We start from the raw sequence: 10,531 nt of genomic DNA on the forward strand, positions 1-10,531 counted from the left end.
AATCCGGTAAAATTCATCTGTTTTATAATACACTTGATGCTTTTTTGAAAATGCAAGTGCATCTAAAATGACTTTTTCACATTTTTCATAATTGCCGTATGCGAGTAAAATAATGGCTTCTTTTAAGTATAGTTGTATATGTGTAATCAGATCCATTTCTAAATTCTTTGCTTTATATTCATCACGAATTGTAGCAATCATCTGTAAACATTCTTTATATTTTTTACGTTTGAAGAGCATATAGTAAAACAGTAGTTTCGTTTCAGTGCTTTCTCGATATAAAGTATATTTTTCAAATATAGAAACAGCAGTTTCAACGTAATATTCAATATGATAATCGTTTATAATAACTGCTCCTGTTAGGAACTGTTTATATAAGCGAGCTGTATTTAAAGTAGAAGGTAGCTCTGTTTGAACGATAGGTAGTAAAGTTTTGTATACTTCATCGCATTTCTTTGCTTTTATTAATGGCTCCATTTTTTGAATGAGTTCTACAATTTCTCCTTCATCTTCTTCTAATAAAAAGCTCATTTCACATTCAAGTTTTTCAGCAATATATTGTAATGTTTTCATAGAAGGTGTAGCTTTTCCATTTTCAATTTGACTAAGCATACTTTTTGTCAGTTCCGAACCTACCAGCTCTGTTTGTGTAAGCTTTTTTTCTTTTCTTAATGTTTTAATTTTTTCGCCGAGAGTTGCCATATTATTGCTCCTTTATATTTAAAAAGTTAAATTATATTTAACTTTATGTTGTGGAAATCGGAAAATTGATTATATAATAAGTTTAACACAATTTAACTTTTAAGGGGAGAGAGTCAAAAATGGGAGATATAAGTATAGGACAACATGATTCAAGAATGAAGATTGCAACGAGAAACATCATTTTAATGATGATTGGAAAAATGACGTCTTTATTAGGCGCAAGTATTTATACGTTCGCAATGGGGTTATACGTATTAAAGACTACTGGTTCAGGGATGGGGTTTGCAACTACGCTCGTTTGCGGATCACTTCCAAGGATGATCTGTGGTCCAATTGCTGGTGCTGTAGCAGATCGCGTCAATCGAAAATGGCTTGTCATTGGTACTGATTTATTAAGTAGTTTAACGATGCTTAGTATGTTTATTCTTGCTACTATATTTGGACCATCACTTCTTTTTATTTATATTTCAGCAGCATTATTATCAATTTGTGCAAGTTTTTATTCCGTTGCATTAACGTCGTCTATTCCGAGTTTAGTAGATGAAGGACGTATTCAAAAAGCGAGTGCTTTAAATCAAACGGCGGCTTCTTTATCAAATATTTTAGGGCCGATTATTGGCGGAGTTGTATTTGGTTTCTTTTCAATTCAGTCGTTCTTTTTGTTGAATAGCATTACATTCTTTTTAGCGGTTATTTTGCAATTATTTATTGTATTTGATTTATATAAAAAAGAAGTGGCTGAGAGTAAAGAGCATTTCTTGACGAGTATAAAAGAAGGTTTTTCATATATAAAACGAAAACATGAAATATATGGTTTAATGAAAATAGCATTGTGGGTAAACTTTTTTGCGTGTGGTCTAACCGTTGCACTTCCATACATTATCGTACATACATTACATTTATCTTCAAAGCAACTTGGTACTGTAGAGGGAATGTTAGCAGTCGGGATGTTAATTGGTGCGATTGCTTTATCGGTGCGTAAAGAAGTGAATAATCCGTTTCGTTCAATTTATACTGGACTGTTTTTGTTTGCAGGTTTAAGTTTATGTACAGTCTTTCCGTTGTTAGTTACCATTCCAAAAGTAGCAAGTTTTATTTACTATATTGCTTTTATGATGTTAACTGGTATAGCAATTATGATTGTAAACATTCCAATGCAAGTACATATGCAAAAAACGACAGATCCGAACTACCTAGGGCGTGTGTTTGGCCTACTTGAAACAATTGCGACTGCAATCGCACCACTTGGTATGATTGTATATGGACTACTATTAGATATGTTGCCAACTAGCATTGTTATGATGACATTAGGCGTAGGTTTATTGTTAGTTGTATTAGTTGGAGTAAAGCAACATATGGCGAAAAAACAACTAGATGTGTCCGCTTAAAAATAATAAAAATTTGACTTATCATTATAAAAATGACTAAATTAGTATTTTAGTTTTTGAAACTCTTTTTCATGTATGTTAAAGTAAAGTGAGCTTGCAAAGAAAAGGAGACAACAGCATGAAAAAATTAAGTTTTGTTATGCTTTTTCTATTAGTCGTAATGGCTGGATGTAGCAATTATGACACATATATTGAAACAGGTATGCAATCATTGAAAGATGAAAAGTATAGTGATGCAACAATGTGGTTCGAAAAAGCAGAAAAAGAGAAATCAGGAAATGAAGCGAAATCATATAAAGAAGTTGCTGAGAAAATGGATCAGGGAGCAACAGCATTAAAAGACGGTAAGTATTTAGAAGCGAAAGACATTGCAAATGAAGTGTTACAAAAGAAAAAAGATGATGAACTTGAAAAAGCTGTAACATCAAATGCAGAGAATATGCTTCAAAAAGCAAAAGATGTGGAAGAGAAAGTAAATGAAAGAGTGGCAAAGCGTAGAAAGGTAGAAGAAGAGGGAATCGATAAAATTATTAAAGCTGTCGATAGTATAGATGAAGTGAAAGAAAAAGAGAAGAAAGTATCAGAAGCATTAGATAAGGCTGAAGAGGCGCAAGCAAAAATTGAGGCAAAGAAAAATAAATAGATTTATAGTTTAAAAGGCTGTCGTGCATAACGACAGCCTTTTAATTTTTTGTTGCAAATGAAGTGATGCTCTGTAATAAAAAAGAAATGATTTTAGAATTCCATCTGTCCTCATGATGAATCGTATAAATATTACGCTGAAATTCAAATTCAGGGATTGGTATATAGCATATCTCATTTCGTTGTATTTCTTGTTCGATAGCAAGTTTAGAAATCAAGGCAATTCCATTACCATATTTTAAAATTTGTTTCATCGTTTCTAATGAATCTAATTCAATTTCTGATTGGAATGTAATGTTGTGCGCTAACGTCCATTGTGTAAGTAAATCTCTCGTTGTAGATGGGTTACGATGCAATAGTATGCGTTCCTTTTCTATATTTTGTAACGATACATTGTCTTTTTTTGAAAAATGATGTTCTTTGGAAAAGGCAAGAACAAGTGTATCGGGCATTATATTCGTTTGTTTTAAAAGTGGTTCATCAAATGGAGCAGCGGAAATTATCCCAAGATCGATTTCGTGATTTTGTAGCATCATTCGAATTTCAGGGGCTGTTTTCACTAGTAGCGTTATTTTTATATTGGGAAATTCACATTGAAATTGATGAACGACTGCTGGCAAAAGATAAGTCGCTGGTACATAACTAGCGCCAATTGTTATAGCACCTTTATGAAAATCTTTAAACTCTTGCGTGACACGTCTAGCTTCTTTCATAAGTGCATCTATTTTACAAGCATAATGGTGCAAAGCCTCACCAGCCTCTGTTAAGAAATACCTTCCAGAACGTAATTCGAATAAAGACACACCGAGTTCTTCTTCTAAGCTTTTTATATGAAAAGTAATAGTTGGTTGTTTAACGCCAAGTTTTTCTGCAACGATTGTAAGCTTTTGGTATTTCTTAATAAGTACTACAATTTCTAATTTTAAGAGATTCATTATGAATTGCCGCCTTTTTTATTTTAACTATAGAAAAAATCTATAGAAATAAATAGTTTATTAGAAGTTTTTTAATTTAATCTTTACAGTGCATTAACATTCAGTATAAATCTTCCATATAGAATGAAAGCAGGTTAAGAATGAGGGGAGAGAGGTGAGACGATGGATATTAAAATTAATGGATTAGAAAAAACATTTGGAAAAACACAAGCGTTAAAGCCGTTGCAGATTGTAATGAAAAAAGGGGAATTCACTACACTTTTAGGACCTTCGGGATGTGGGAAAACGACTTTACTTAGAATGATAGCAGGACTTGAAGAACCGGATAAGGGAGAAATATATTTTGGAGACCAGTGCATGTATTCTGCTACAAAAAAGATAAAGACATCTCCTCATGAACGGAATATCGGTATGGTATTTCAAGATTTTGCTTTATGGCCGCACATGACTGTTTTTGAAAATGTTGCATTTGGTTTAAGAGCTACAAAGCAAACGAATCATTTACGAGAAAAAGTAGAGGATGCGATAAAGCGAGTTCGCCTGCAAGGTATGGAGAAAAGGTATCCACACGAACTTTCTGGTGGACAGCAACAACGTGTCGCATTCGCTAGAGCAATTGTAACAAAACCTCATTTTATTTTGTTTGATGAACCGCTAAGTGCACTCGATGCAATTTTGCGAGAAGAAATGAGAATAGAGCTTATGGATATCGTTCATTCCATTGGTTTAACTGCACTGTATGTCACTCACGATCAAACAGAAGCAATGTCAATGTCAGACCAAATTATTGTCATGAAACAAGGAGAAGTATTACAAAAAGGAACACCGGAAGATATTTATGTGAAACCGTCTCATGAATTTGTTGCCAAATTTGTTGGTAAGGCGAATTGGCTTGTAGAGGGTGAAAAAATGATTCGTCCAGAGCATGTGAGTTGGACAAAAAATGATGTGTGCGAAATGTATACAGGTGAAATTCAGCACGTTACATACGTAGGAGAGCGTTATGAAGTGAAAGTAAATATGGGGACTTTAGGCATCTGGACAGCCTATCACAATAGTAAGCTAAGCATCGGGAAACCAGTATCGTTATATGTACCCAAAAAATGTATTCATCATATAGGGGGAGAATCGTATGAAGAAATTCAGTTCGCTTAAGTCTTTATTTGTATGTACTTTACTATTTTCTACTGTAGTAACAGGTTGTAGTTCAAAGACAGGTAATGCAGATGCAAAAAGTAAAAATATGAATGAAAAGAAAATTGTTGTATATAGTGCAGGGCCAAAAGGGTTAGCAGAAAAAATTCAAAAAGACTTTGAAAAGAAAACTGGTATAAAGGTGGAAATGTTTCAAGGGACAACTGGTAAAATTTTAGCGAGAATGGAAGCTGAAAAGAAAAATCCAGTCGTTGACGTTGTCGTACTCGCTTCCTTACCAGCGATGGAAGGATTAAAGAAAGAGGGTCAAACGTTAGCTTATAAAGAGGCGAAACAAGCTGATAAGCTGCGTTCTGAATGGTCAGATGATAAAGGCCATTATTTCGGGTATAGTGCTTCAGCATTAGGGATTGTATACAATACAAAAAATGTGAAGACGGCGCCTGAAGATTGGAGCGATATAACGAAAGGAGAATGGAAAGGGAAAGTGAATCTTCCAGATCCAGCACTTTCAGGTTCAGCTTTAGACTTTGTAACAGGATACGTGAAAAAGAATGGACAAGATGGATGGAATTTATTTGAGCAGCTTAAGAAAAATGAAGTTACAGTAGCAGGAGCAAACCAGGAAGCGTTAGACCCAGTTGTAACAGGTGCGAAAGATATGGTCATTGCGGGTGTTGATTATATGACGTATAGAGCAAAAGCAAAGGGTGAACCTGTTGATATCGTATATCCAAAAAGCGGAACAGTTATTAGCCCACGTGCAGCGGGGATTATGAAGGATAGTAAAAATGTTGAAGGTGCAAAAGAGTTTATTGATTATTTATTATCCGATGATGTACAAAAACAAGTTTCTAAAGCGTATTTATTGCCTGGTAGAACAGATATAAAAGCTGAAAATAGACCAAATGTAGAAGAGATTCCAGTATTAAATATTGATTGGAAAACAGTTGAGAAAGAGCAAGATGAAATAGGGAAACAATTTAAGAAAGTATTTCAATAAGATGGTGATTCCATGGTAAATCGATTCGTATCAGTAAGACAAGTTGGAATGACGATAGCGTTATTACTTGTCGCGATGTTAATCGTCATTCCACTTTTTCTTATTTTATTTTCTAGTGTATATGAAAATAGCAGTTGGAATTTTTTAAAGCCTTTTGAAGTGATGCAGAGTGGTGGATTAGCGGGGATTTTTCTAAATTCGATGCTTCTAGGTGTACTCGTTGTAATAGGTGCTACAATATTTGCATTTCCATTGGCATTTATTATGAGCAAAACAGATGTAGGAAAGTATAGTAAGTTAGATATTGTTTTTATGATTCCATTTATGACACCGCCGTATATTGGATCGATGGGCTGGATTTTGTTCATGCAACCTAACGGCTATTTTGAACAATTTTTCCCGATGCTAAAGACAGTTTCATCATCGTTTTTTAGTTTAGGAGGTATGGTCTTAATTATGAGTCTGCATTTATTCCCATTCCTTTATTTCATGCTGAAAAACACGTTACTTCAGATTGGGAGTAGTAAAGAAGAAGCTGCAGCAGTTCATGGCGGAAGTTTTTTCTATCGCTTAAGAAAAATAATATTGTCGTTATTAGTATCAAGTTATGTAATGGGTGCTTTACTCATTTTCGTAAAGACGATTGCTGAATTTGGAACACCGGCTACATTCGGACGTAGAATAGGATTCCACGTGTTAACATCAGAAATTCATAAATTTATTTCGAGTTGGCCAATTGATTTCAGTAGTGCAACAGCATTATCTTCTTTATTACTTAGTGCTTGTATGCTCATTTGGTATATGCAAAATGTATTGAATCGAAAGTATTCATATGCAATGGTTAGTGGAAAAGGTGTGAAATCTAAAAGATATACTTTGTCTATATTTACGCGCGTTGTAGCATGGATGTATGTAATTGGTTTATTAATCGTATCAATTGGAATTCCATACTTTTCTATACTTATTGCTTCTTTTTCAAAATTAAGAGGCGGCGGTTTACATGTAAATAACTTTACAACAAGCCATTATGAGGCATTGTTTACAATGGGATCTCCGGGATTAGAGGCTTTATGGAATAGTTTTCTTTTTTCACTCGTAACAGCGATTATTGCGGTAATTATTGGAGTCTTTTTGGCACTTATGATTCGAAAAGGGAAAAAAAACTCTGAAAAATGGCTTGATATGTGCGGTATGTTACCGAATATGGTACCAGGAATCGTTATGGTTGTAGGTCTTATTCTATTTTGGAATTCACCATATATGCCTATGTCAATTTATAATACACCAATTATGGTTATCATAACGTATGTTATTCTGTTTTTACCTTACACGGTGCAATATGTAAAATCATCACTCGGACAAATTGATGATTCTCTCGTACAGGCAGGAAGTATTTTTTCGGGAAATTATATTTATATTTTTAGAAAAATAATATTGCCTCTTATTATCCCAGGCATTCTTGCCGGATGGGCGATGACATTTACAATTTCAATAAGAGAGTTAGTAGCATCACTTCTCGTATTACCTCCATCAGTAGAAACGTCAGCAACGTTTATTTTTGCTCAATTTGAACAGGGTGAAGTATCTATAGGAATGGCGATGGCCGTTGTTTCTGTTGGACTTACAACAATGTGCTTATTACTGCTGCAACATATGGAGCAAACACGAAAAGGGGTAGCATGATGAGAATGGAAGTATGGGGAGGAGCAGGGGAGTACGGTCGCTCCTGCTATTTTGTAAAAAATAAAGAGACGAAAATAGTATTTGATTGTGGTATTAATCGATCATATGAGAATAGTTATCCAAAAATAGAGGGAGAAGTTGTTCCATTTTTAGATGCGGTATTTTTATCACATATTCATGAAGATCATACGATGGGTTTACCTTTATTGGCGAAGTATGGATATAAGAAAAAAATTTGGACGACTCGTTATACGAAGGAGCAACTGCCGTTATATTATGAAAAATGGAGAAACTATAATGTGATGCAAGGGTGGAAGTTACCTTATAGGGACCAACATATAAAAGATTTAAATTATGTATGTATTGATGAGATTAGTAATCCAAATGAATGGATACAAATTACTCCTACATTGCGGTTTCAGTGGGGGTATAGTGGGCATGTATTAGGAGCTGTTTGGTTTTTAGTTGATATGTGTAATACATACGTATTTTATTCAGGCGACTATTCAGCAGAGTCTAATATACTACGAGCTAATTTACCTGGGAAATTGGGCCACAATATAAAAGTTGCAATTGTAGATGCCGCTTATCACACAGATGATGTTTCGCAAAATGAAAGATTAGACGATCTATGTGCAGAAATTGAACGAGTTATGCAAAATGAAGGAATAGCATTATTACCGCTGCCACAACTTGGTAGGGCGCAAGATATAGTATTGTATTTATATGAACGATATAAAGAATTTCCGCTTATAGTAGATAAAGAAATTTTGGCTGGATTTGAAGAGATGTTCATATATAAAGGTTGGATAAAAAATAATGAAGAACTTAAATGGATTATGGAGAGTTTAAAAAGAAACATAATAGTGATGGATAATGACATTAGTATGCAAAATAGTTACGGAATAGTTGTAATGAGTGATGCGAATATGCAAACGAAACGAGCACAGTTATACTATGAACAACTTCGGAATGAAAAACGGAATGCCGTTATTTTTACTGGGCATATTGCGAAAGGGAGTTTTGCAGAAAAAGTTATGAAAGAACATGTAAGGAGTACATGTAGGGTGAAGAGAGTTCCGTATAAAGTACACCAAAGTATAAGAGACGTTAAAGAGATGCTAAATACATTATTACCAGAACATACGGTGTTAGTGCACGCTTTGAAAGAGGATACGGATCGATTACAACAAAAGCTAAGTACAGCAGGGTATGAAAATGTACATTCACTTGCAATGGAACGTATAGAAGTCATTTGAAATGTAAAGGGGATAGGTATATGAAAAAAGTATTTGTATTCGTAAGCATTTTCTTTTGTTGTTTCCTTTATAACGTTAAGGAAGGGTTTGCAGCTAGTCCAATGAAACCTAGTTTTGAAGTAAAGTTATTATTGAAGCCAGAACAAGTATTAGGTGATAACAAAGAGATGAAGCAAGAGGTGCTAGAACATTTCCAGGCTGGTACAAAATATGAAAGAATACAAGTGCAATTTTTAGATACTGCGAATAAAAGTTTAAGCGAGGAAGGTTGGTTTGCTAGAATTCGAAAGAAAGAATTTAGTAAAGATTTTGAATTAACATATAAAAAAAGATATCCTATTCCAAATGGTGTAATTCAAGATGCACTAGAAGTAGCTAAAAAAGAAGGATTCGATAGTAATACGGATAGTTATGAGGCGGAAATAGATTGGGGATTTGAGAAGAAAAAATTAAGCATTTCAAATAAGAAAAGTTACAGCGCTAAAGGATATGGGATACTTGATTTACCAAATGAACAAGCTGCTCAAAACATGTTAGTAGAAAAATTACCAGGGAAAATGAACAAATGGTTGTATACAAATTGGGGAGAGGAAATGTTAAAGAATTCCCGTATTTACGGTCCTGTATTAATGAAACGATATACAGGAGAGTTTGAAAACATAAAAGCAAATATTGAAATTTGGCCATTAAGTAATACCGGAAAATTAGAAGATGACTTCGTAATAGAAGTGTCATTTAAAACAAATGAAGAAAGTATTGCGACAAAACAAAGGGAATTATTAATGGCGAGTTTAGAGAAAAAAGGCTGGTTGTTACCGAAAGATAGTTTGAAGACAGAGCTTATTTTTCAGTAAATGAGAAAAAAAGGAATCCATATTTCTTGGATTCCTTTTTCTAATATATGAGTATTAAGCTAAGTCAGCTGACACGAACATATCACTATTTTGAAGGTTTTTAGAGCGTAAACTATAAGCAACTACCTTCTTTTTATATTGTTTTACAACATCAACATGCTCCTCGTGACTATAAATATAAAATGTAAAATTCTTTTTGCCACGTTTTGCATTGATAATTAAAGGCGTACCCTCATTGTGTGGTGGTGCATAATAGCGATCTAAAAATAAACCTTCGTTAAAATCATGAATAATTTTTGATTTCTGTTCGCCTTCTACGTTATTTCCGTGAATTGTAATAGTCACATTCTCTTCTTCAAGTTTTGGATGTGTTTCGTACTTGCTAATAATGGATTCAATAACAGTGTTAGGAAGGCTAGAAACGATAATTTTAAATGCTCCAAATACAACTAACATTACAATAAACCAAGTCGTCATAGTATATCATCCCCTTTATTCTATTTAATAATATAACTCATATGGTAATAGTACATATGGTGAAGTTTTGTATAATTTGTGAAAAATATGCCATTTTCACTAATGAAATGTTAGAAAAATCAATTTTGTTACAAAAAGTTGAAATCGAAGTATTTTAAAAGAAAAAGGTTTATAATAAAAATATAACTAATAACCACATTACTAATTATAAGGAAGTGTAACTATGAGTACTGTAGCAATCGTATATGGTATTATTCTTTCCACAATTATTGTTTTGTTTTTCGTTGGGGTTTCACGTTATATTCATAAATGGAAAGAAGGCGTTGCGAAATTAAATCACATTGAAGAAGAACTTAGTGATTTAATGTTACATCATGGTAAGTAAACATTTATTTTTTAACTAAACAATGTGAAGAATATCACAAAACGTGCT

At 33.7% G+C, this 10,531-nt stretch carries 12 protein-coding genes; 9 read left to right on the forward strand and 3 right to left on the reverse strand.

Annotation, left to right across the window (positions count from 1 at the left end; all coding sequences use genetic code 11):
• A partial coding sequence (locus tag ACQGS6_RS16980; RefSeq protein WP_426965340.1) for a helix-turn-helix domain-containing protein occupies positions 1 to 702 on the reverse strand: 702 nt, incomplete at its 3' end.
• Between the two features lie 119 nt (positions 703 to 821).
• On the opposite strand from ACQGS6_RS16980, the gene ACQGS6_RS16985 reads away from it, so the two are divergent.
• Both ACQGS6_RS16985 and ACQGS6_RS16990 read left to right on the forward strand, forming a co-directional pair.
• Positions 822 to 2,090 carry an MFS transporter gene (locus ACQGS6_RS16985; RefSeq protein WP_000502482.1) on the forward strand — a complete coding sequence of 423 codons (1,269 nt, stop codon included), beginning with the start codon at positions 822 to 824 and terminating at the stop codon, positions 2,088 to 2,090.
• A gap of 118 nt (positions 2,091 to 2,208) precedes the next feature.
• Positions 2,209 to 2,733, forward strand: a complete 525-nt coding sequence (locus tag ACQGS6_RS16990) for a DUF4398 domain-containing protein (RefSeq protein WP_000736441.1) — start codon at positions 2,209 to 2,211, stop codon at positions 2,731 to 2,733.
• A 40-nt stretch (positions 2,734 to 2,773) separates the two neighbouring features.
• Here the strand turns inward: ACQGS6_RS16990 and ACQGS6_RS16995 are convergent, their stop codons facing one another.
• Positions 2,774 to 3,667: a LysR family transcriptional regulator gene (locus ACQGS6_RS16995; protein ID WP_001050632.1), complete on the reverse strand. Its 894-nt coding sequence runs from the start codon at positions 3,665 to 3,667 to the stop codon at positions 2,774 to 2,776.
• Positions 3,668 to 3,829: 162 nt separating this feature from the next.
• On the opposite strand from ACQGS6_RS16995, the gene ACQGS6_RS17000 reads away from it, so the two are divergent.
• Genes ACQGS6_RS17000 through ACQGS6_RS17020 form a run of 5 tightly spaced genes read left to right on the forward strand, consistent with a single transcriptional unit; the run spans position 3,830 to position 9,621 of the window.
• Positions 3,830 to 4,822, forward strand: coding sequence for an ABC transporter ATP-binding protein (locus tag ACQGS6_RS17000; protein ID WP_000351796.1), 993 nt, complete (start codon positions 3,830 to 3,832; stop codon positions 4,820 to 4,822).
• Positions 4,800 to 5,825, forward strand: a complete 1,026-nt coding sequence (locus ACQGS6_RS17005; RefSeq protein ID WP_074625473.1) for an ABC transporter substrate-binding protein — start codon at positions 4,800 to 4,802, stop codon at positions 5,823 to 5,825. The genes ACQGS6_RS17000 and ACQGS6_RS17005 overlap by 23 nt, the downstream gene beginning before the upstream one ends.
• 12 nt (positions 5,826 to 5,837) lie before the next feature.
• On the forward strand, positions 5,838 to 7,508 hold the full coding sequence (locus ACQGS6_RS17010; protein ID WP_426965341.1) for an ABC transporter permease: 1,671 nt from the start codon (positions 5,838 to 5,840) through the stop codon (positions 7,506 to 7,508).
• Positions 7,505 to 8,767, forward strand: coding sequence for an MBL fold metallo-hydrolase (locus ACQGS6_RS17015; protein WP_426965342.1), 1,263 nt, complete (start codon positions 7,505 to 7,507; stop codon positions 8,765 to 8,767). The genes ACQGS6_RS17010 and ACQGS6_RS17015 overlap by 4 nt, the downstream gene beginning before the upstream one ends.
• A gap of 20 nt (positions 8,768 to 8,787) precedes the next feature.
• Positions 8,788 to 9,621: a hypothetical protein gene (locus ACQGS6_RS17020; RefSeq protein WP_000755308.1), complete on the forward strand. Its 834-nt coding sequence runs from the start codon at positions 8,788 to 8,790 to the stop codon at positions 9,619 to 9,621.
• 54 nt (positions 9,622 to 9,675) lie between these two features.
• On the opposite strand, the gene ACQGS6_RS17025 is transcribed toward ACQGS6_RS17020, so the two are convergent.
• A complete protein-coding gene (locus tag ACQGS6_RS17025; protein WP_000214592.1) occupies positions 9,676 to 10,098 on the reverse strand; it encodes a YfmQ family protein in 423 nt (140 codons plus the stop codon).
• A gap of 41 nt (positions 10,099 to 10,139) precedes the next feature.
• Here ACQGS6_RS17025 and ACQGS6_RS17030 point away from each other — a divergent pair, with 41 nt between their 5' ends.
• Positions 10,140 to 10,256, forward strand: coding sequence for a hypothetical protein (locus tag ACQGS6_RS17030; RefSeq protein WP_001987133.1), 117 nt, complete (start codon positions 10,140 to 10,142; stop codon positions 10,254 to 10,256).
• 65 nt (positions 10,257 to 10,321) lie between these two features.
• The gene (locus tag ACQGS6_RS17035) at positions 10,322 to 10,483 is read left to right on the forward strand and encodes a hypothetical protein (protein WP_000108701.1); all 162 of its coding nucleotides are present in this window, start codon (positions 10,322 to 10,324) and stop codon (positions 10,481 to 10,483) included.
• Positions 10,484 to 10,531: the final 48 nt, after the last annotated feature.

This window comes from Bacillus sp. GMs2/2 (genome assembly GCF_050172095.1).
Lineage (GTDB): Bacteria > Bacillota > Bacilli > Bacillales > Bacillaceae_G > Bacillus_A > Bacillus_A cereus.

Excerpts from the sequence above, each read along its gene's own strand:
- ACQGS6_RS16985 (WP_000502482.1), top strand. The coding sequence starts at position 822 with ATGGGAGATATAAGTATAGGACAACATGATTCAAGAATGAAGATTGCA.
- ACQGS6_RS16990 (WP_000736441.1), top strand. The coding sequence starts at position 2,209 with ATGAAAAAATTAAGTTTTGTTATGCTTTTTCTATTAGTCGTAATGGCT.
- ACQGS6_RS16995 (WP_001050632.1), bottom strand. The coding sequence starts at position 3,667 with ATGAATCTCTTAAAATTAGAAATTGTAGTACTTATTAAGAAATACCAA.
- ACQGS6_RS17000 (WP_000351796.1), top strand. The coding sequence starts at position 3,830 with ATGGATATTAAAATTAATGGATTAGAAAAAACATTTGGAAAAACACAA.
- ACQGS6_RS17005 (WP_074625473.1), top strand. The coding sequence starts at position 4,800 with ATGAAGAAATTCAGTTCGCTTAAGTCTTTATTTGTATGTACTTTACTA.
- ACQGS6_RS17010 (WP_426965341.1), top strand. The coding sequence starts at position 5,838 with ATGGTAAATCGATTCGTATCAGTAAGACAAGTTGGAATGACGATAGCG.
- ACQGS6_RS17015 (WP_426965342.1), top strand. The coding sequence starts at position 7,505 with ATGATGAGAATGGAAGTATGGGGAGGAGCAGGGGAGTACGGTCGCTCC.
- ACQGS6_RS17020 (WP_000755308.1), top strand. The coding sequence starts at position 8,788 with ATGAAAAAAGTATTTGTATTCGTAAGCATTTTCTTTTGTTGTTTCCTT.
- ACQGS6_RS17025 (WP_000214592.1), bottom strand. The coding sequence starts at position 10,098 with ATGACGACTTGGTTTATTGTAATGTTAGTTGTATTTGGAGCATTTAAA.
- ACQGS6_RS17030 (WP_001987133.1), top strand. The coding sequence starts at position 10,140 with ATGGTAATAGTACATATGGTGAAGTTTTGTATAATTTGTGAAAAATAT.
- ACQGS6_RS17035 (WP_000108701.1), top strand. The coding sequence starts at position 10,322 with ATGAGTACTGTAGCAATCGTATATGGTATTATTCTTTCCACAATTATT.